Origin of the sequence: Desulfovibrio sp. JY (genome assembly GCA_021730285.1) — a bacterium.
GTDB lineage: Bacteria > Desulfobacterota > Desulfovibrionia > Desulfovibrionales > Desulfovibrionaceae > Solidesulfovibrio.
In genome coordinates this window covers 2,785,455-2,806,540 of the sequence record CP082962.1, presented here as the reverse complement: position 1 = coordinate 2,806,540, position 21,086 = coordinate 2,785,455, and the positions used below count along the sequence as shown (strand labels likewise).

Sequence of the window (21,086 nt, the reverse complement as noted above, 5' to 3'; positions counted from 1 at the left end):
CCCCTACTTCGGGCAAAAGGCGTTGGGGACGGCCACCTGGATGTCGTCGCCGTCGCCGGCCAGCCCGTTTTGCCCGGCCGTGGCGAAGGTATCGGGCAGGCAGGGGAAATCCGGGCTTTCGCCTTCGTTTTCATTGAGCAGATAGGGCGCGCCCCAGGGATCGCGCGCAAACCGGGCCAGCTCCTTGTCCGAGGCGCCGGCGGCATGACCGATGCGGCCAAGCGCCTCGCGCCACTGACGCACACACTTGTCGCCGTCCGGGACGGTGCGCAGGTCGCGGCCCTGGCAGCCGCAGCGGGAACAGTTGCGACCGGTCACCACCCAAAGGGGTTGGCCCGTGGCGGTCTTGGCCCGCACGGCCAGCCTGGACAAGGCAGCCAGGGCCTCGGTCGCCGCGGCGCGCTGATGCTCCAGGGTCACCCCGGCGATAAAGGCGCGGCGTTTCTTGGCCACGGCGTCGCCAAAAAGGATCGCCCCGGCCAGGACAAGCACCAGCACGACCAGGGACAGTCTGGCCCGGCGCATGGCCCGGGCGGTGAAGCGGTCGGCGTCCGTGCGCCAGGGGCCGGCGACACGGCCGACCAGCTCTTTTTCCAGAAACGTCAGCCGCGCCCGCGCCTTGGCGGCGAAAGCGGCCAGATCGGCGGCGGCAGGCAAGGGCCCGAGCATGGCCCGGGCCTCGGCCAGGGGCAGGCCGGCATCCCGGGTCAGGATATCCCCGGCCGCGTCCAGGTCCTCGGCCAAAAGCGCGGCCACCAGGGCGGCGTCGCGCCGGTCGTCGGTTTCGAGCAGGGCGGAAAGGCCGTCCAGCCGCAGTCTGGCCCGGGACAGATACTCCCCGGCCATGGAGCGGGCGGCCAGTATCCCGGCATCGCGGGCGGCCGGGGCCGGACGACGCTCGCCAGGCATGAAAAAGGCGAAAAAATCCCAGGCCATCTATTCGGCTCCGGCCTCCGGCCGAGGCGCGTCGGGACAGGGGGCGGGATGCTCCGGGAAAACAACGGTCATGGCGTCGATGCGGTCGCCGCGCGCCTTGACGGCCTCGGCCCGGGCCGCCAGCACATGGCCGCCGTGCCGCCGGTCGACGGTCAGGAAATGGAAATGCCAGCCCGTGGGCGAAAGCGCCTGCATCCCCGGGGGCGTGTAAATGCCGACGAGCGTGCCCTGGACGTTTTCCATGGGGAAGCTGGCCTGGCCCTTGATGGCCGTGGTCAGGGGCGGCCAGGGCTTGGCCTGGGCCCGCACGCTTCTGGTCGTGATGGCGGCAAAAAGCCCGTCCGCCCGGACCACGTACTGGCGGGCCGGGTCGGGCAGCCGCTTGGTCAGGGCGGCGGCGATCGCCTTGAGGTCCAGGCCGTCCAGCCGGCCGCAATCGAGGCTGCCCCGGGAAAAGGTCACCTGGGCAAAGGGCGTCTTGCGGTCGGGAGCAACGGGCCGGGCCAGGCCGTCGCTCGTCACCTGGTAAAACCCGCCGTCCACGGCCACCATCTCGCCGTCGAGGTTTTCGAAGGTGCCAAGCCCGAAATCGCCGTGGCGGGCCAGGGTGGCGAAAGTCTCCCGGCCTTCGTAGTCCCCGGCGGCCAGGGAGGCGATGGTGCCGACCTGGTACAGGACGGCGGCAAGGGCCGGGACCGAAAGAACAAGCCAGAGGGCGGCGGCAAGAATCGCCACGCGCCGACAGTGCGCACCGTTTCGCATAAAGCCCCCTGTCAGCCGGCCTGGGCGATCCGCTCCGCCTCTTCCGGTTCCGGCTCGCCGGCCAGGAACCGCCGCACCACCGGATCGTCGCAGGCGGTGATGGCCTGGGGAGAGCCCTCCCAGACGATGCGGCCGCCGTCGAGCATGGCCACATGGCCGGCCACCTCGAACACGTCGGGGATGTCGTGGCTGACCAGGATGGCCGTGAATCCGAATTGTCGCCGGGACTGGTCGATGAGCGCCAGAACCGAGGCCTTGCGGATGGGATCGAGACCGGTGGTCGGTTCGTCGAAGAGGATCAGCCGGGGCTCGGTAACCAGCGCCCGGGCCAGGGCGACGCGTTTTTGCATGCCGCCGGAAATCTGGGACGGATACTTGCCGAGGATGCCGGTCAGTTCCAGCCGCTCGGCCATGGCCCGCACCCGCTCCCCGGTATCCGTTTCGGACAGCCGGGCGGTTTCCCGAAGCGGCAAGGCGATGTTGTCGTAGACGGTCATGGAATCAAAAAGCGCCATGTTCTGAAACATGTAGCTGCACCGCCGGCGGAATTCCCGCTGGTCGGCATGGCTGGCCGCGGCCAGGGGCGCGCCGTTAAAAAGGATGTCGCCGCTGTCGGGGGCAAGCAGACCGATGATGTGCTTTAAAAGCACGCTCTTGCCCTCGCCCGACTTGCCGATGACCGCCGTGACTTCCCCTTCGGGCACGGTCATGTCCACGCCGCAAAGCACGGGTTGTCCGGCGAAGGCCTTTTTGAGGCCGCGTATTTCGATGAAGGGTTTTGTCATGGCGTTTTTTGCGTCCGTTTGGCGAAATCGAAGCATCTTGAACGCAAACGCGGCCAAAGGCAAGAACCCCCGGCACGGCACGAGGCTTGCAAAATTCATGGCCGGGCGGCAATTTCCGCCGTTTCACAGGCCCGGCTTGTGCTGGCCCCGTTTCGAGGCTAGCATCACAAGGCGCGGCGCGTTCGCCGCCGCTTGGGAGACAAACGCTTCATGCCCACCGCCGCACCGCTTATCCGCCTCCGTTCCGGCCAGCTGATCGGCCCGGGCTGTCCCGCCTTTCTGGTGGCCGAAATCGGCAACAACCACCAGGGCAGCCTGGACATGGCCCGGGAGATGGTCCGCGCCGCGGCCGCAAGCGGCGCCTGCGCCGTCAAATTCCAGAAACGCGACATGGCCGCCCTTTTCACCAAGGCCGGCCTGGATGCGCCGTATAACGGCAAAAACAGCTTCGGTCCGACCTATGGCCGCCACCGGGCCGCGTTGGAGCTTTCCGGCGAAGCCCTCGCCGAACTCAAAACCCTGGCCGAGTCGCTGGGACTCACCTTTTTCGCCTCGGCCTGGGACGCGCCCAGCCTGGCCCTTTTGGTGGATCTCGGCGTGGAACTACTGAAGATCCCCTCGGCCGACCTGGTCAACCTGCCGCTTTTGCGCCAGGCCGGCGAGACCGGCCTGCCCGTGATCCTGTCCACCGGCATGAGCGGCCTGCCCGAGGTGGACGCGGCCGTGGCCGAACTGCGCCGCTACCACGACCGCATCGTGCTGCTGCACTGCAACAGCTCCTACCCCTGCCCCGACGAGCAGGTGGGGCTGCCGCTGATCGACGCCCTGCGCCGCCGCTACGGCCTGCCGGTGGGCTATTCCGGCCACGAGCGCGGCCTTGGCCCGACGATCGCCGCCACGGCCTTCGCCCCGGCCGTCATCGAACGCCATTTCACCCTGGACAAGACGCTGCCGGGCACCGACCACCAAGCGTCGCTGTCGCCCACGGAATTCGCGGCCATGGCCGCCATGGTGCGCGAGGCCGAGGCGGCCATGCGCGTCTCGCGCAAGCGCGTTTTTCCCGGCGAGGCAGGCGCGGCGGCCAAACTGCGCAAGTCCGTGGTCTTTTCCCGCGACCTGCCGGCCGGACACGTGCTTGCCCCCGAGGACCTGACCGTCAAATGCCCGGGCACCGGGCTGTCGCCGCTTTTGCTCGACGCCGTGGCCGGCTGCCTGCTCACCTGCCCGGCGCGCCAGGACGACATGGTGTCCTGGGACATGCTGGCCACCAGGGAAACCACCGAAACGCCGCGTTCCCTGAAGGCCGCCCAACCCGGCCTGTAGCCGCAGCCGCCAAACGCGCCCCCCAAACGCAGCCACCAGAGAGCGGCCGCGCCCCCCGAGGCGGCGACGCCCGGAAAACGCAGCCGCCCATTCTCCGGCGACGGACAGGCCAAAGCCAATCAGATCGTATCGTGTGGAGGCGGACAGGCGGCCCTTTCGGCCTCCTGCCCCGGCGCATCAGGCAGTCCCAAGGGGGCGCGGCGGTCACGCACGAAGGAATTGCCGGACTGGGACTTGGCGTATTTTTTCACCGCCGCCGCCCGCAGCCCCAGCTCGTCCATGGTCACGGGCACGGCAAAGGCGCAGTCGATGACGCCCATGGAGATGGTAAGCAGGTCGAACCGGCCCACCCGGCCGTCGCGGCCCTGGCCCTCGATGTAGCCGCGCTCGCGGTCCTCGGCGCTGTAAAGGGCCGAGGAGGCGGCGGCGAAGGATTGGGCCACGGCGTGGCAGATCGGTTCCGCCGCAGGGCCGTCGCACAGGATGATGAAATCGTCCCCGCCGACGTGGCCCAGGAAATCGTCCTGGCCGCCATGGGCGCACAGCGCCTCGCCCAGGATGCGGGCCGTCAGCAGGATGGCCTTGTCCCCGTCCTTGAAGCCGTAGACGTCGTTGAAGACCTTGAAGTTGTCGAGATCGGCGTAGACGAAGCAGGTCGGCCGGCCGGCGGCGGCGCGCCGTGCGATCTCGCGCTCGATGGCCACGTTGCCGGGAAGGCCGGTGAGCGGATTGGCCCCCTTGGCCATCTCCACCTGGACGCTGGCCAGGGCGTCGAGGATTTTTTGCACCGAGACCAGCCCGGACAGCCGGCCCCGGCAGGTGACCAGGATCGGATCGTACAGTTTGTCCCGATCCCGGGCCATGGCCGCCTGGGCCGCCACCTCCACCGGCGTGTCCCACTCCACGGCCAGGGGCGAGGGGTCCATGATGCGGCTCACGTCGCGGCGCAGGAACAGGGACAGCCCGTACTGGGAACTCAAGAGCTTATCCAGGTGCTGGCCCATGATGAGCCCCTCGGGCCGGCCGGCCTGGGTCACCACCACGGCGTGCACGGATTCGTTGCCGTCGAAAAAGTGTTTGACCTCGCCGATGGTGGCGTTCCGCTCCACTTGATGGGGCCGCTCGGCCAGATCGTTGATGGGCGAGGAACATTTGAGCCCGTCGGCGGCCCGGTTCGCGCCGCGCACGATGGCCAGGCGCGGCTCCTCGGCAAGGGGCGCGGGCGTTTCCGCCGGCCGGCCCAGGAAAAAGCCCTGGCCGAAATGCGCGCCGAGCCGGATCAGGCAGGCCAGCTCCGCCTCGGTTTCGATGCCCTCGGCCACGATGCGGCAGCCGACCTTTTCCGAAAAAGTGAGCAGCGTCTCCATGAGCGCCCGTTTGACCGGATTGGCGTCGATGCCGCGCACCAGCGACATGTCGATCTTCATGAAATCCGGCTGGATCTCGGCGATGGACACGAGCCCGGAATAGCCCGTGCCCACGTCGTCCACGGCCACGCCGTAGCCGGCGTCGCGGTAATGGGCCAGCGTTCGGTGGAACAGGTTGAAATCCTTGACGCTGTGGCGCTCGGTGATCTCCAGCACCACGTCGTGGGGCTCCATGCCGTACTTGTCCAGCAGCCGCCGCGTCTCGCCGGGGGTGAACTGGGGATCGAGCAGGGTGCGGGGATGGACGTTGCAGAAAAGCTTGGCCCCGGGCTCGCGTTTGGCGAATCCCCGGATGGCCGCCTCCCGGCAGATTTTCTCCAGGGCGAAGATGGCCCCGGCCTCCTCGGCCACGTCGAAGAGCATGGCCGGGGATTCCAGCGTGCTGTCCCGGGGTCCCCGGGCCAGCGCCTCCCAGGCGAAGACCGAACCGGCCCGCAGGTTGACGATGGGCTGGAAAACGGCCCGCACCCGGCGCAACTCGAGAATCTCGCGAAATTCGCGCAAGGCGGGGGCCAGCGCGCCGCCTCCGCCGGCCCGACGCGACGCCTCGGCCACGGCCGCGGCCAAGGCCATGTCGAGCCCGACCGGCCCCCGGCTTATGACCCTGGCCGCGCCGCAACGCAGTTCCAGGGCCTGACCGGTCAAACGCACCGACTCCTGGCGCAGCCGGCCCCGCGCCTCCAGGCGCAGCACCGCGGCCAGGCGTTCGAGGGCCTCGGCGTCGTCATCCTCGCAGCCGACAACCACCAACACCCGGGACGGTTCGAGCACCTCCATGAGTCCCAGGGGATGCTCCCGGGTGCGCCGCTCGGCCACTCGCAGAACCTCCCGGGCCATGGTTCCGGCCAGGGACTCGGCCACCTCGGGCCGAAACAGCCGGCGGAGCAAGGAAAAGTCCTGGATCTCCAGCAAAACGAGGCCGAGGAAGCCGCCTTTGGCGACATGCCCGGCCACGCGCTCCCGGTGCTCCCGCTGCAAGAGGCCAAGGAGTTGGCAGCCGTCGAGGGGACCACCATCCGGAATACGTACATCTTCTTTAAGACACGGCGAGAACTGCATAAACTTCCTTCGCGTGCGCTGCGGCCCGGGCGCCCGGCAAGACCTTGGGCGGAATCGTCTTTCGCTACCCCGCTCCCCATCGTGCTTGGCCGCGCCTTTCCGACATTGCCATGACGTTTTCATGACGCCAGGCCACGACCGCCGATCCCCCCCGGCAAGGCGTCCGTCGCGGGACCGTGACCGACCCGTCGCCCATGCGGCACGCCATCCCGCCGATCTTCCTCCCTTTCCGACCATGGCGGCTTGCAAAAAAAAGCGTTGCGGGTATTATCGCCTGCAATCGGCCCTGTAAGCTTCATTCGGGAGCGCATCCGGAGCCGGCACACGAGGGCCCATGCAGCCGCAGATATCATTTACCCCCCTGGCCTCCCCCTTTTCCCCCTGGGAGCCGGGCGCGCTGGCCTTTCTGGTCTTTTTCGTCCTGGTGCTGGCAGTCCTGGGGCTCATCCTTTTTCTTTCGGGCTTCCTGGTGCGCCGCCGGCCCACCCCGGACAAGCAGCGCCCCTACGAATGCGGCATCCTGCCCACGGGCGACGCCCGGTTTCGCTATCCGGTGCCGTTTTTCCTCATGGCCGTCTTTTTCCTCATCTTCGACGTGGAAACCGCCTATATCGTGTCCTGGGCCGTGGCCTGGCCGGAACTGGGGCTCCCCGGCTACCTGCGCATGGCCGTGTTCATCGTGATCCTGGGCCTTGGCCTGGCCTATGCCTGGATAAAGGGCGGGCTCGACTGGAACGAGGAGGAAGGCTTGTGACCGGTCCCCTCGACGCCATTTTCTCGCCCACGGATTACATCATCAACTGGGCGCGCAAGAATAGCCTCTGGCCCTTTTTCTTCGGCCTTTCCTGTTGTTTCGTGGAGGAGGCCACGGCCTGGGGGCCGCGCTACGACATCGCCCGCTACGGTTCGGAAGTCTTCCGGGGCTCGCCACGGCAGGCCGACGTGCTCATCGTCTCGGGCACGATGTTCAAAAAAATCGCCCCGGTGGCCCTGCGGCTCTATGAGCAGATGAGCGACCCCAAGTGGGTCATCTCCATGGGCTCGTGCAGCAATTCCGGCGGCATGTACGACGTCTATTCCGTGGTCCAGGGCTCGGACCAGATCCTGCCCGTGGACGTCTATATCCCGGGCTGTCCGCCCCGGCCCGAAGCGCTTTTCGACGGGCTGCTGCTGCTCCAGAAAAAAATCGCGGCCGGCGAAAAACCCACACGCCCCGTGCTGCACCTGCCGGGCGGCAGCGAAGGCGGCCGGCGCGACCACCTCGTGGACGGGGTGAGCAAATGCCGCGACACGCGCGGCCCCGGCTACGCCGGCATCCCCGTCCGGGGCACGGCCGCGACCGAACCCCGCTTCTACGGCTCCCGGGCGGACGGCATGTGGACCCCGCCCGCGCCGCGCCTGTCCCTTCGCGACGACCAGCAGGCCGTGGCGTCCAACCTTGCCGCCGCGTTCGGCGACGCCGTAACGCCCGTCCCCGACACCCCGGACATGCCGACCTATGCCGTGGCCCCGGAGCGCATCACCGCAGTGCTGACCCATCTCAAGACGCAAGCGCCCACCCGCTTCGAGCGCCTGGAGGACCTGACCGCCGTCGACGAGACCATGCGCCGCACGCCACCCGGCCACGAGGCCAGCGTGGTCTACACGCTCACCTCGCTGTCCACCCCGGGCATGGTGCGCCTGACCTGCGCGCTCCCCACCCGCGACAGCGCCATCGCCACGGCGACCGACGTGTGGCCGAGCGCTTCCTGGTACGAACGCGAAGCGGCCGAGATGTTCGGCCTGCGCTTTACCGGGCACCCCGACCCCAGACGGCTGCTCACCCATCGCGACTGGGTCGGCCATCCCCTGCGCAAGGACTACGAAGGCCGGGCCACCAACATGCCGCCCTTCACCGAGGACGACTGCCGCCGCCTGGAGCCCGTGGACGCCCGGGAAATCCTTGGGGCCCGTGCCGACGCCGGGGACTACCTGCTCAATTTCGGGCCGCACCACTACGCCACCCACGGCATCTTCCGCTACGTCCTGGCCATGCGCGGCGAGCGGATCAAGGCCCTCGGCATGGACATCGGCTACCACCACCGGGGCGTGGAAAAAATCGGCGAGCGCCAGACCTGGCACCAGTTCATCCCCTACACCGACCGGGTGGACTACCTTTCGGGCGTGGCCAACAACCTGTCCTACGTCACGGCCGTGGAGACGCTGGCCGGCATCGAGGTGCCGCCGCGCGCCGCCTATGCCCGGGTCATGCTGTCGGAGCTTTTCCGCATCTCCAACCACCTCATGTATTTCGGCACGTTCCTGCAGGATCTCGGCATGATGAGCCCGATTTTCTACGCCCTGCGGGAACGCGAGATGGTCCTCGACATCATCGAGACCATCACCGGCGGCCGGCTCCATCCGTCGTGGCTGCGCATCGGCGGCATGGCGGCCGATCTGCCCGAGGGCTGGAAGGAGCAGGTCGACGCCTTCATCAAGATCTTTCCGGGCCGGGTGCGGGAATACCACGCCGGGGTGACCAAGAACCCCATCGTCAAGGCCCGCTGCCGAGGCGTGGGGACCATCACCGCCGCCGAGGCCATCGACTGGGGCGTGACCGGCCCCAACCTGCGGGCTACGGGGGTCGCCTGGGACCGGCGCAAGAAGATGCCCTACGGCGCCTATGCCGATTTCGATTTCGACGTGCCGACCCGCGACGCCGGCGACTGCTTCGCCCGCTATCTCGTGCGCATGGACGAGATGCTCGAAAGCCTGCGCATCATCAAGCAGGCGGCGGATAACATGCCGGGCGGCCGCTGGCTGGCCGAAGACGCCCGCTACAGCCTGCCCCAGAAGCGCGAGGCGCTCACCGACATCGAAAGCCTGATCCACCATTTCGTCAACGTCACGCGCGGCCCCAGGCTCCCGGCCGGGCAGGCCTACGCCGCGACCGAAGCCCCGCGCGGCGAGCAGGGCTATTACGTCGTCTCCGACGGCGGCTGCCACGCCTACCGCATGCGGGTGCGCACCCCGGGCTTCGCCAACATCCAGGCCCTGCCGCTTCTGGCCGAGGGACTGCGGGTGGCCGACTTCGTGTCCGTGCTCGCGTCGTACGATTATATTTTGCCGGACATCGACAGATGAGACATAGTGATAGTGATATGAAAATATTGGAAAAATATGGGTTGGTTGGCCGGCGAGGGGCTGTGACGGCCGCGCGCGGCGCATATTTGAAGAATACGCCTTCGCGTCCGCCACAGCCCCTCGGCGGGGTCCAGGGGCAGCGCCCCTGGCAGGGAAGTCCGGAAGGGGCAGAGCCCCTTCCGGCCGCCGGAGGCACTCGCCATGGCATTGCCTGATGCACTCGTAAGCGACCTCAAGCGCATGATCGCCCAGGCGGAGCATCCCCGCGAGGCGGCGGTGGACGTGATGTACGCCTTGCAGCGCCACTACGGCTATTTGTGCGACGAGGCCATGCATTACGCCTCGACGCTGCTTGGCATGACCACGCTGGAGCTGGAGTCCCTGGCCACCTTTTACGACTACCTCTACCGCCGGCCGGTGGGGCATTACGTCATCCACGTGTGCGACTCGGTGGTGTGCTGGATGTTCCACCAGGATTCCATCTTCGACTATCTGTGCCGCACGCTCGGCGTACCGCCCGGCGGCACCACCGACGACGGCCTGTTCACGGTGCTGCCTTCGGCCTGCATCGGCAACTGCCACAACGCGCCGACGATGCTCATCAACGGCCGCTTCTACAACAAGCTCACCCCCGAGCGCATTGATGCGGTCCTTAGGGAACTGCGCGAGACCACCGAGGAGCCGGTTCGATGCAAGTAGACGCGCCGCAGGTGCTTTTCAAAAACCGCCACCTCGGCCGGCCGGCCACCTTCGACGAATACCGGGCCGGCGGCGGCTACGAGGCGCTTTACGCCACCATCGGCAAGCGCACGCCGGAGGAAGTGCTGGACATCGTCCTGGCCTCGGATTTGCGCGGCCGGGGCGGGGCGGGGTTTCCGGCCGGGCGCAAATGGCAGGGCATCCCGGCCGGCTACGTCGGGCCGCGCTACGTGGTGGTCAACACCGACGAGATGGAGCCCGGCACCTTCAAAGACCGCGTGCTGGTCAACGTGGACCCGCACCTTGTCATCGAGGGCATCCTCCTGTGCGCCTATGCCGTCTCGGCGACGCTCGGCGTCTGCTTCATCCGGCCCTCCTACGAATCCGACGCGGTGCTGCTGGAGCGCGAAACCCAGGTCGCCCGGGAAAAGGGACTCCTCGGCAAAAACATCCTGGGCACGGATTTTTCCTTCGACATCCACGTGCACCGAAGCGCCGGCCGCTACATCTGCGGCGAGGCCTCGGCCCAGATCAAGGCCATCTCCGGCCTGCGCCCCAATCCGAGAAAAGGCGGACCGCGCACCAGCGTCAAAGGACTCTGGGACTGCCCGACCATCGTCAACAACCTGGAAACCCTGGCCAACCTGCCGGGGATTGTGCGCAACGGCGCGGACTGGTTCAAGTCCCTGGCCCGCACGCCGGGAAGCGCCGGCACCAAGCTTTTCAGCGTGTCCGGCCGCATCGCCAAGCCGGATTGCTACGAGCTGCCCATGGGCATCCCCTTGCGGGAGATCCTCTTCGAGCACGCCGGCGGCATGCCGCCCGGGCGGACCATCAAGGCCGTCATTCCGGGCGGGGCCTCGACCCCCTTCATGCCCGAAAGGCTGCTCGACCTGCCCATGGACTTCGACTCCATGAAAAAAGCCGGCCAGCGCCTGGGCACGGCTTCCATCATGGTCTTCGACCAGAACACCTGTCTGGTCGGGGCCACGCTGAACCTGATCGAATTTTTCACCCGCGAGTCCTGCGGCTGGTGCACGCCGTGCCGCGAGGGCCTGCCCTACGTGCGCCATCTGCTGCGGCTCATCGAATCCGGCGAGGGCCGGGAAGAGCACATCGGCATGATCCGCGACATGGCCAAGGTCATGCAGTCGGCCTACTGCGCCTTCGCGCCCGGGGCCGCCGAACCGATCCTGAGCCTTTTGACCCATTTCGAGGCGGAAGTGCGCGAGCACCTGCACCAGCACAAATGCCCCTTCGGCAACCCGCCGCCAGCCCTGCACGGCAAGGCCTGCGGCACGCGCCCCATTGCTTTCGGCCCGACTCCCTGTCCGGAGGACCAATGCCCGATCTGATTATCGACGGACGCCCCGTCACGGTCGCCAAGGGGAAAATGGTCATCGAGGCGGCCGAGGCGCTCGGCATCGTCATCCCCCGCTTTTGCTGGCATCCGGCCCTGGGCGCGGCCGGGGCCTGCCGCATGTGCGCGGTGATGTTCACCGGCGGCCCGGTCAAGGGGCTGGAAATGAGCTGCATGACCCCGGCCGCCGACGGCATGGTGGTGGAGACGTTCCACCCCGAGGCCATGGCCTTTCGCCGGCGTATCATCGAACTGCTCATGGCCAACCATCCCCACGACTGCCCGGTGTGCGACGAGGGCGGCCATTGCCTGCTCCAGGACGAGACGATCTCCGGCGGCCACAGCCTGCGCCGCTGGCCGGGGACCAAGCGCACCTACCTGGACCAGGACCTGGGGCCGTTCATCCAGCACGAGATGAACCGCTGCATCCACTGCTACCGTTGCGTACGGTTCTACCAGGACTACTGCGGCTACCGCGATTTCGGCCCCATGCAAAACGCCAACCGGGTCTATTTCGGGCGGTTCGAAAACGGCGCGCTTACAAGCCCCTTTGCCGGCAACCTGGCCGACATCTGCCCCACCGGGACACTGACCGACAAGACCGCGCGCTTCACGTCGCGGCGTTGGGACTGTGAACGCGCGCCCTCGGTGTGTCCGCATTGTTCGCTTGGCTGCAACACCGTGGCCCTGTCGCGCTACCGGGCCGTGGCCCGGATCGAAGCCCGGGAAAACGAGGCGGTAAACGGCTTTTTCATCTGCGACCGGGGCCGGTTCTCCCACGGCTTCGAGTCGAGCCCCGAGCGGCCGCGCGAAGCGAAAATCGACGGCGCGACAGCGGCCGTGGACGACGCTATTGCCGCCGTGGCCGCGCGGCTTGCGGAAACGGCCAAGGCTAACGGCCCGGCAAGCGTGGCCGTGGTGGGTTCGGCCCGCTCCACCCTCGAGACCCAGGCCGCGCTGACGGCCCTGGCCAAGGTCACCGGCTGGACCGGCCCGGTCTTTTTCGAAAGTCGCGCGCAGCAAGCTGCCGTGACCGCTTCCCTGGCCGCCCTGACGCCAACGCGCGCCCTGTCCCTGGCCGACATCGGCCGCTGCGACGCTGTGCTGACGCTTGGCGTTTCGCCGCTTTTCGACGCGCCCATGCTGGCGCTCGCCCTGCGTCAGGCCACACGAAACGGCGGGACCGTCATCGTGGCCGACCCGAGGCCCGTGTCCCTGCCGCTGCCTTTCACGCACCTGCCGGTCGCGCCGGGACAACTTGGGGCCGTGGCCGCCATCGTCACCGCCGGCCCGACCGAGGCCGCCGCCCTGGCCCAAAAACGCCTGCCGCTTGCGCCCCAGCTTTGGCCGGTGCTGGAACAGGCGGCCAAGGCCCTGGCCGATGCCAAGCGCCCGGCCGTGGTCTTCGCCCCATCCCTGGCCGGAGCCTTGCCGACCGATGACCGATTCGGCCTGTTCCCGGTTTTTGCCGGCCCGGGCGCCGCCGGAGCGGCTCTCTGCGCCGCATCGGACGCGCCGGGACTGGCCGATCTGGCCGCCGCCATCACCGCCGGGCGCGTGAAAAGCCTGCTCGTGGTCGAGGCGGATCCGGCCACGCTTTCGCCCAGGCTCTTCGCCGCCTGCGCCGGATTGGACACTCTTGCCGTGTGCGACTGCCTGCCCACGCCGAGCGCGGCCAAGGCCACGATTTTTCTGCCCACGACCACACTGTTCGAGTCCGGCGGGCTTTTCCTGAATAACGAAGGCCGGCTCCAGCGCGCCGCCCCGGTGCAACCCGCCGGCGATCCCGTTTCCCGCGACGGCGGCGGCAACCATCCGCCCCGGGCCTACGACCGCAGGCTCCCCGGCACGGACCCGCGCCCGGCGGACCGGCTTTGCCGCGAACTGGCCGCCGCGCTGGCCGTGGACATGCCCGAAACTCCCTTGGAAGGCATCGCCGGGCTCGGCCCGGAAGGAAGCCGCGCGGATTTTGCCGCCCTGGCCGGCCTGGCCAAAGAAACCGGCGAGGAATCCTTCCCCGCCGCCGAAGGATTGGCCGTGGTCTTTGCCGACGCCCTTTTCGGCACCGAGGAGCTTGGCCGCTACGCCCCGCTGGCGGCGAAACTGGCCGCGACCGAGCCGACGCTGACGCTCCATCCCGAGGACGCCGCTTCCCTGGGTTTTGTCGACGGCGACAACGTCGCCGTGGCCGTGCTCGACCGCTTCATCCAGGCCGTGGCGCGCGTCACCCCGGATGCGGCCCGGGGCGTGGCCATTCTTCCCCGACTGCCGCAATTCGCCGGCCTGACCGCAACCCTGGGTCCCAGCGACCTGCGCCGGAGATAGGCCATGCTCAGTATCCTCGTCGGCGTCCTGGTCATGCTGGTCAAGATGGGCCTCGTTTTGGCCGTGGTCTTCGGGCTCGCCGCCTACATGATCCTGCTGGAACGAAAGCTCCTTGGCCGCATGCAGGTGCGCTACGGCCCCAACCGTGTCGGCATCTTCGGCCTGCTCCAGCCCATCGCCGACGGCCTCAAGATGCTGCTGAAGGAAGACATCATCCCCGACGGCGTGGACAGGCGCATCTTCCTCATTGCTCCGGCCATCGTCGCCGGCACCGCCCTTTTCGCCTTTGCCGTGGTGCCCTTCGGCCCGGATTTCACCGTGTTCGGCGTGACCATCCGGCAGGTGATCGCCGACGCCAACGTGGGGCTGCTCGTCATCTTCGGCCTGTCGTCGCTGGCCGTGTACGGCGTGGCCCTTGGCGGCTGGACCTCGGACAACAAGTACAGCCTTTTGGGCGGCCTTCGCGGCGCGGCCCAGATGATCAGCTACGAACTGGCGCTCGGCCTCTCCCTGGTCCCGGTGGTCATGCTCTCCCACTCCTTGAGCCTCTCCGACATCGTGGCCGCCCAGGCGCGGCTTCCCTTCGCCCTCCTCCAGCCCGTGGCCTTCGCCATCTTCATTGTCAGCGCCCTGGCCGAGACCAACCGTATCCCCTTCGACCTGCCCGAGGCCGAAAACGAGTTGCAAGCCGGCTACCACACCGAATATTCCGGCATGCGCTTCGCGCTTTTTTTCGTCGGCGAGTACGTCAACATGATTCTTTTGGGGTCCATCACCGCCGTCTTTTTCCTGGGCGGCTGGCATGGGCCCTTTTTGCCGCCGATCGTCTGGTTCATGCTCAAGGTCCTGGCCGTGCCGGTCTTTCTCATCTGGACCCGGGCCTCGCTGCCGCGCCTTCGCTACGACCAGCTCATGGCCGTGGGTTGGAAGTTCCTGGTGCCGCTCGGGCTGGTCAACATCCTCGTCACCGGCGCGATTTTAGCCGCCGGGATGTAAGGAGTCGTGCCGATGGAAGATAAAAACGACAAGCCGGGCCTGTTGCGCGAGGTCGTCGACGGCGCGACCGGGATCATCGGGTCCTACGCCGCGACGCTGACCCACCTTTTCCGCAAGCCCGTCACCGAGCAGTACCCGGAATACAAGCGGCCCATGCCGGCCCGCACGCGCGGCCGCATCATTCTCACCCGCTCCCCGGACGGCAAGGAACGCTGCGTGGCCTGCTACCTCTGTTCCGGCGTCTGTCCGGTCAACTGCATCTCCATGCAGTCCGAGGAGGGCCCGGACAGCCGGCGACGCGCGGCCTGGTTTCGCATCAACTTCGCCCGCTGCATTTACTGCGGCCTGTGCGAGGAGGCCTGCCCCACGCTCGCCATCCAACTCACGCCCGAATTCGCCTTTTCCAAGGATTCCATCGAGGCGTTCGTCTATGAAAAAGAGGACTTGCTGGTGGATCACGGCGGCAAGGACCCGGATTACGACTTCTACGCCCATGCCGGCGTGGCCGCCGGCAGGCCCAAAGGCGAACACATCGGCGAGGACGAACCCGTGGATGTCAAAAGCATTCTGCCGTAGGATCACATCATGACCGCTCTTGGCGCACTTTTCTACCTTCTCTCCGCCGTGCTGCTCATCGCGGCGGGACTTGCCGCCACGCGGCGCAATCCCGTCCATGCCGTGTGCTGCGCCGTGGTGGCCTTTATCGCCACGGCCGGCGTGTTCGTGGTCCTCGGCGCGCCGCTGCCCGGCGTACTGGAGGTGGTGGTCTACGCCGGGGCCATCATGGTGCTCTTTCTTTTCATCATCATGCTGCTCGGGCTGCCGGTCGGCGTTGGCGCGGTGCCGGCGGCGCGGCTGGTCGTTCCGGGCGTCATCGCCGCCGCGACCCTTGTGGCGCTTTTCGCCCTGATCGGCGTCGATCCCGTGGGCCGGGGCCTGCTGCCGGCGGCCATGGCCAGCCCGGCGGCCGTGGGCACGGTGCTTTTCGGCACCTACTGGCTGGCGGTGGAGGCCGTTTCCATCATCCTTTTCGCCGCGCTGGCCGCCGTGCTGCTTTTGGGCCGGGCCGAACGCGACGCCGGGCAGCAGGGAGGCAGCGCCGCATGAACGTGCCCTTGTCCCACGTCCTGGCCGTGGCCAGCCTGCTTTTCGCCATCGGGGCGCTTTGCGCCGTTTCCCGGCGTTCGATCCTCATGATCCTCGTCGGCGTGGAATTCATGCTCACCGCCGCCGGGATCGCCTTTGTCGGCGCGTCGCTGGCCTGGGGCAACCTGGACGGCCAGGCGGCGGTGCTGATCGTCATGGGGCTGGCCGCGGCCGAGGCCGGCCTCGGGCTGGCCCTGCTCGTCCACGGCCGGCGCTCGGGCGGGACCGCCTCCATCGACGACTACAACCGGCTTACGGGGGAATGATGGCCGAACTCCTTGCGCTCATGCTCCTCTTTCCCCTGGCCGGGGCGGTGTTCCAGGCCGGCTGGGGAGCGAAATGCGGCCGTCGGGCCAGCAACATGGCCGCCGCGGCCGCCATCGCCGGAGCCCTGGCCATGGCCGTCGTCGCCATCTGGGGCCTTGGCGTCGCGCCGCACCGGATAAGCTACGGCTCCTGGTTCGCCTTCGACGGCTTTTCCTCGGCCTTTTCGCTCCTCTACGACCGCGTGGCCGGGGTCATGACCGTCACCGTCACCTTCGTGGCCCTGCTCATCCACCTCTACTCCGCCACCTACATGCGCGAGGACAAATCCTTTGCGCGCTATTTCTGCTACTTGAACCTCTTCGTCTTCTTCATGCTGGTCATAGCCCTGGCCGACGACCTGATCTTTCTTTTCATGGGCTGGGAAGGCGTGGGATTTTGCTCGTTCGCGCTCATCGGCTTCTGGCACGAGGAGCTGCCCAACGTGGACGCCGGGCGCAAGGCGTTCATCATGACCCGCATCGGCGACCTGGGCTACGTGGCGGCGCTCGGCCTCGTCATCGCGCTTTTCGGCCACGCCTCGCTTTCCGACCTCGCCGCCAGGGCCGAGACCCTTTCGCCGGGCATGGCCGCCGCCATCGGCTTTTGCTTCCTCTTTGCGGCGCTCGGGAAATCGGCCCAGCTGCCGCTTTCGGCCTGGTTGCCCGACGCCATGGCCGGCCCGACCCCGGTCTCGGCGCTGATTCACGCCGCGACAATGGTCACGGCCGGCGTGTACCTGCTCATGCGCCTGGACCCGCTGCTCGCCTTCGCCCCGGACGTCGGCGCGGCGGCAGCTTTCATCGGCGCGACCACGGCGCTTTACGGCGCGATCTGCGCCCTCGGGCAACGCGACGTCAAACGCATCCTGGCCTATTCGACCATAAGCCAGGTCGGGTACATGTTCCTGGCCGCCGGCTGCGGCGACGTGGCGGGCGCGATGTTTCACCTGCAAAGCCACGCCTTTTTCAAGTCCCTGCTCTTCATGTGCTCCGGCGTCATGATCCAGGCCTTTCACGAGGAGCACGACATCTTCCGCATGGGCGCGCGGCTGCGCAAAAAGATGCCCGGCCTGTTCGTTCTTTTCACCTGTGGCGCGGCCGCGTTGGCCGCCCTGCCGCCCACCTCCGGCTACTTCAGCAAGGGCCGGACCCTGGCCGACGCCCTGGCCCACCCCAATGACATTTTCCTGCTGTCCTTCGTGCTCGGGACCGTGGCCGCGCTTTTAACCGCCATCTACGTCTTCCGCATGTACTTCGTGGCCTTTTTCGCCGATCCGGCCGACCCGGCCCGCTTAAGCGACGATCCGGCCCTCTTCCGCATGGAGCGCCCGCTGTGGCCCCTGGGCGTCCTGGCCCTGGTGTACGGGTTCATCAACCTGCCGGAATTTTTCCACATAAAGCCACTTCTCGACAGCTTCCTGGCCGGGACCGTCGCCCCCAACCCGCCCGAAGTGGAAAACGCCGAGGTGGTGGTCATGGTCCTGGACGCGGTCATCGCCATCGGCGGCCTGTTTATCGCCTGGGCCATCTACCGGCCCGCGCGCCGGCCCAAGGCCGCGCCGGACGGGTGCCTCACGGCCGGACTCGGCCTGGACGGCTTTTACCGGAAATGGCTGGCCGCGCCGTATGTGCGGGCGGCGGCCTTCCTGTGGCGCGGCGTGGATGAGGATATGTTAAACGGCACGGTCCTGGCCGCCACAGCCGGCATCTCCGGCCTGTCGAACGGCCTGCGCCGGCTGGGAGGCGGGCGCATCGCCGTCTCCCTGGTCACCGTCTTCGCCCTGGCCGCCGTCATTTTGACCTGGCTCGCGGTGGGCTGGACACAAGGATAAGGAAACGCAGCCATGATGCCCACGACGTCCATGCTGTCCATGCTGCGGGACCTCCCCTGGCTAACCCTGCTCATTTTCTGGCCCCTGGCCGCGGCCGTGGCCATGCCGCTTTTCCGGCGCTCCCGGGAGGCCTGCCGCTCCTACGCCCTGGCCGCCGCCCTGATCGAAGCCGCGATGGCCTTGCTGGTGATCCTCCTTTTCGCCGTGGGCCGCTCCTCCCTGCCGGCCACCGAGGACGTCGCCTGGATACCGGCGCTCGGCATCCGCTATACGCTGACCTGCGACGGATTGAGCCTCGTCTTCGTGGCGCTGACCGCCTTTATCGGCGTGTGCTGCATGCTGGCCTCGCGTCATGACGATATGAAACGTCCGGCCCTTTATTACGCCCTGATCCTTTGTTCGCTGGCAACCGTCCAGGGCGTGTTCCTGGCCACGGACCTCTTTCTTTTCGCGCTCTTCTGGGAAGCCCAGCTCATCCCGGTCTTTTTCCTCATCGGCATCTTCGGCCATGGCGACCGCATGCGGGTGGCCATCAAATTCTTCCTGTTCTCGGCCGTGGGCGGCCTGCTCATGTTCCTGGCCGTCATCGCTCTCGGCATTTACGCCGCCGACGGCCCCACCGGCCCCACCTTCGCCCTCTACGACCTGACGCGGCTCCATTTGCCGCTTGCCACGGCGCGCTGGCTCTTCGCCGCCTTCGTGCTGTCGTTTGCCATAAAAATTCCCCTCGTGCCGGTGCACATGTGGCTGCCCGACGCCCACACCGAAGCCCCCACGGCCGGCAGCCTCATCCTGGCCGGGCTGCTGCTGAAAACCGGCGGCTACGCGCTCATTCGCTTCGCCCTGCCCCTTTTCCCGGAAGCGGCCGTGGCCTATGCCCCGGTCCTGACCGTGCTTGGCCTGATCGGACTCTTCTACGCCTCGTGGGTTGCCCTGGCCCAGGAGGACGTCAAACGGCTCGTCGCCTATTCGAGCATCGGACATATGGGCCTGGCCGTGGCCGCCATCGTCTCCGGCAGCCGGCTGGCCCTCGGCGGCGCGGTCGTCATGATGGTCAGCCACGGCCTGACCTCGGGCGGACTGTTCGCCCAGGCCGGCATGATCGGCGAACGCATGGGCAGCCGCCGCTTCGCGGTGCTGGGCGGCATCTGGAACAAGGCCCCCCGGTTCGGCGCGGCCTTTCTGGTGTGCGTGCTGGCCTCGGCCGCCTTGCCGGGGCTGTCCGGATTCGTGGGCGAGGCCATGATCGTCTTCGGGCTGTTCCGGGTCGATGTCGTCACGGGCGCTTTCGCCGTGCTCGGCATGGCCGCGACGCTCATCTACCTGCTGCGTCTGGCCCGGGACACGCTCTTCGGCCCGCCCCGCTCGGACGCCCCCTTTGCCGACCTGTCGCCCCGGGAAACCGCGCTCATGGCCGCCCTGGTCCTGGCCATGCTCTGGATCGGGCTTTTTCCCGGCCCCGTCCTGTCGATCATCAGCGCCCCCCTCGACATCATCGCCGGACAGGTCTGGCCAGCGGTGGCGACAGTGACAACCGGGCTTGGCCTGTAAGACAGAAAAGGACTCCCCATGCCCGCCCAACTCACCGGACTTTTTCCCGACCTGATTCCCCACATGGCCCTGGCCGCCGGGGGACTGGCCACCCTTGGCGCGGCCATTTTCCGCCGGGGCGCGCCCAAGGGACTGCTCCCGATCCTGGCCGCGCTCTTCGCCCTCGTGCCGGGCATCTGGGCCTTCCAGTCCGGCCCGGACGCCAGCGGCATGACGCGCTTTTACGCCGGGCTCCTAAGCGCCATCACCCTGGGCACGATCGGCCTGCTGGCCCGCTATGCCGACGAGCGCAAATTTTCCGGCGACGCCCTGTACGGCCTGACCTTGTGGTCGGCCCTCGGCATGCTGCTTTTGGCCGAGGCGACCGACTGGCTGATGCTCCTTTTGGGGCTCGAGCTGGCGTCCCTTTGCCTCTACGCCCTGGTGGCCGCGCGCCTAAACGACAGGCTCGGGGCCGAAGCGGCGCTCAAGTACTTCCTGCCCGGAGCCGTGGCCCTGGCCACCCTCACCTTCGGCATCAGCCTGATCTACGCCGGCAGCGGCACCCTCGACATCGCCGACTCCCTGGCCGCCGGCGGCCCCATCGTCACCGCCGGGCTGGCGCTGGCCCTGGTCGGCATCGGCTTCAAGCTTTCCCTTGCCCCGATCCATCTCTGGACGCCGGACACCTATCAAGGCGCGCCGGCCCCGGTAGCCGCCTTCCTCTCCACCGGCTCCAAGGCCGCCACGGCCGCCGCGCTGCTCCATCTGTGCGCCGACGCTTCGCCTGACGCCATGGGGGTCCTCTCTCCGGCCCTGGTCGCCATTTCGGGCCTCTCCATGGCCGTGGGCAATATCGGCGCGTTGCGGCAAAAAAGCGTCAAACGCCTGCTGGCCTATTCCTCCATCGCCCAGATGGGCTACATCGCCATGGCCGCCCTGGCCGTCGAGTCCGGCGGGGGCGAGGCCGCGCTTTTCTATCTGGCCGCCTATGCGCTCATGGACCTCGGCGCCTTCGGCGCGGTGGGGGCGCTTTCCGGCGACGCCGCCGACCGCGACGCCATCACCTCCTACCAGGGCCTCGGCTACGACCATCCCTGGCTGGCCGGCGCCCTCGCCTTCTGTCTGCTGTCCCTGGCCGGGCTGCCGCCAACGGCCGGGTTCATTGGCAAATTTCTGGTCTTCGGCGCGGCGCTTCGGGCCGGCTACACGGGGTTGGCCGTCTTCGGCATCCTCATGGCCGTCATCGGCATCTTTTACGCCCTGCGCCTCGTGGCCACCCTCTACATGCGCGAGAGCGTGGAAGCCTACCCGGCCGTTCCCGCCCCGGCCGGCCCGGCCGCCGGTCTCACCCTGTGGGCCGTGGCCGCCGGCCTGCTCTGGCTCGGCGTCTGGCCCGGGCCGCTCATGGCCGCCATCGCCAAACTGGTCGGGGGGCAAGGCTAGCGAGCCCCCATCCGCCGTAGAACAAAAGGGGG

Annotated in this window: 17 protein-coding genes; 13 read left to right on the top strand and 4 right to left on the bottom strand. The window is 67.9% G+C overall.

All coding sequences use genetic code 11. The annotated features are described in order from the left end of the window. Positions 1–3 precede the first annotated feature (3 nt). From K9F62_12480 to K9F62_12470, 3 genes are read right to left on the bottom strand one after another with little or no spacing between them, the layout of a single operon-like run. On the bottom strand, positions 4–936 hold the full coding sequence (locus K9F62_12480; protein UJX39544.1) for a hypothetical protein: 933 nt from the start codon (positions 934–936) through the stop codon (positions 4–6). Continuing rightward, positions 937–1,698 (bottom strand): acetolactate decarboxylase, encoded by a 762-nt coding sequence (locus tag K9F62_12475; protein ID UJX39543.1) that lies wholly within the window; start codon positions 1,696–1,698, stop codon positions 937–939. It abuts the gene before it with no gap. Between the two features lie 11 nt (positions 1,699–1,709). After that, positions 1,710–2,483 (bottom strand): ATP-binding cassette domain-containing protein, encoded by a 774-nt coding sequence (locus tag K9F62_12470; GenBank protein UJX39542.1) that lies wholly within the window; start codon positions 2,481–2,483, stop codon positions 1,710–1,712. A 210-nt stretch (positions 2,484–2,693) separates the two neighbouring features. Here K9F62_12470 and K9F62_12465 point away from each other — a divergent pair, with 210 nt between their 5' ends. Continuing rightward, on the top strand, positions 2,694–3,806 hold the full coding sequence (locus tag K9F62_12465) for an N-acetylneuraminate synthase family protein (GenBank protein ID UJX39541.1): 1,113 nt from the start codon (positions 2,694–2,696) through the stop codon (positions 3,804–3,806). A gap of 119 nt (positions 3,807–3,925) precedes the next feature. Here K9F62_12465 and K9F62_12460 read toward each other — a convergent pair whose 3' ends face one another. Beyond that, on the bottom strand, positions 3,926–6,292 hold the full coding sequence (locus K9F62_12460; protein UJX39540.1) for an EAL and GGDEF domain-containing protein: 2,367 nt from the start codon (positions 6,290–6,292) through the stop codon (positions 3,926–3,928). 334 nt (positions 6,293–6,626) lie between these two features. Here K9F62_12460 and ndhC point away from each other — a divergent pair, with 334 nt between their 5' ends. From ndhC to K9F62_12400, 12 genes are all read left to right on the top strand, one after another. After that, on the top strand, positions 6,627–7,046 hold the full coding sequence (gene ndhC / locus K9F62_12455; protein ID UJX39539.1) for an NADH-quinone oxidoreductase subunit A: 420 nt from the start codon (positions 6,627–6,629) through the stop codon (positions 7,044–7,046). Then, entirely contained in the window at positions 7,043–9,415 is a 2,373-nt protein-coding gene (locus K9F62_12450; GenBank protein ID UJX39538.1) for an NADH-quinone oxidoreductase subunit B/C/D, read from the top strand. Before ndhC ends, K9F62_12450 begins: the two co-directional genes overlap by 4 nt. 201 nt (positions 9,416–9,616) lie before the next feature. After that, entirely contained in the window at positions 9,617–10,114 is a 498-nt protein-coding gene (nuoE, locus tag K9F62_12445; GenBank protein UJX39537.1) for an NADH-quinone oxidoreductase subunit NuoE, read from the top strand. Further along, on the top strand, positions 10,105–11,469 hold the full coding sequence (locus K9F62_12440) for an SLBB domain-containing protein (protein UJX39536.1): 1,365 nt from the start codon (positions 10,105–10,107) through the stop codon (positions 11,467–11,469). The genes nuoE and K9F62_12440 overlap by 10 nt, the downstream gene beginning before the upstream one ends. After that, the gene (gene nuoG / locus K9F62_12435; GenBank protein UJX39535.1) at positions 11,457–13,799 is read left to right on the top strand and encodes an NADH-quinone oxidoreductase subunit NuoG; all 2,343 of its coding nucleotides are present in this window, start codon (positions 11,457–11,459) and stop codon (positions 13,797–13,799) included. The genes K9F62_12440 and nuoG overlap by 13 nt, the downstream gene beginning before the upstream one ends. A 3-nt stretch (positions 13,800–13,802) precedes the next feature. After that, entirely contained in the window at positions 13,803–14,795 is a 993-nt protein-coding gene (gene nuoH / locus K9F62_12430; protein UJX39534.1) for an NADH-quinone oxidoreductase subunit NuoH, read from the top strand. A gap of 12 nt (positions 14,796–14,807) precedes the next feature. Further along, complete coding sequence (nuoI, locus tag K9F62_12425; GenBank protein UJX39533.1) at positions 14,808–15,371, top strand: NADH-quinone oxidoreductase subunit NuoI; 564 nt, start codon at positions 14,808–14,810, stop codon at positions 15,369–15,371. Positions 15,372–15,380: 9 nt separating this feature from the next. Next, a complete protein-coding gene (locus tag K9F62_12420) occupies positions 15,381–15,902 on the top strand; it encodes an NADH-quinone oxidoreductase subunit J (protein ID UJX39532.1) in 522 nt (173 codons plus the stop codon). Further along, positions 15,899–16,207: an NADH-quinone oxidoreductase subunit NuoK gene (gene nuoK / locus K9F62_12415; GenBank protein ID UJX39531.1), complete on the top strand. Its 309-nt coding sequence runs from the start codon at positions 15,899–15,901 to the stop codon at positions 16,205–16,207. The genes K9F62_12420 and nuoK overlap by 4 nt, the downstream gene beginning before the upstream one ends. Further along, complete coding sequence (locus K9F62_12410) at positions 16,207–18,078, top strand: NADH-quinone oxidoreductase subunit L (GenBank protein ID UJX39530.1); 1,872 nt, start codon at positions 16,207–16,209, stop codon at positions 18,076–18,078. The genes nuoK and K9F62_12410 overlap by 1 nt, the downstream gene beginning before the upstream one ends. Before the next feature lie 42 nt (positions 18,079–18,120). Then, positions 18,121–19,629, top strand: coding sequence for an NADH-quinone oxidoreductase subunit M (locus K9F62_12405; protein ID UJX43197.1), 1,509 nt, complete (start codon positions 18,121–18,123; stop codon positions 19,627–19,629). An 18-nt stretch (positions 19,630–19,647) separates the two neighbouring features. Beyond that, positions 19,648–21,054, top strand: a complete 1,407-nt coding sequence (locus tag K9F62_12400) for an NADH-quinone oxidoreductase subunit N (GenBank protein ID UJX39529.1) — start codon at positions 19,648–19,650, stop codon at positions 21,052–21,054. Positions 21,055–21,086: the final 32 nt, after the last annotated feature.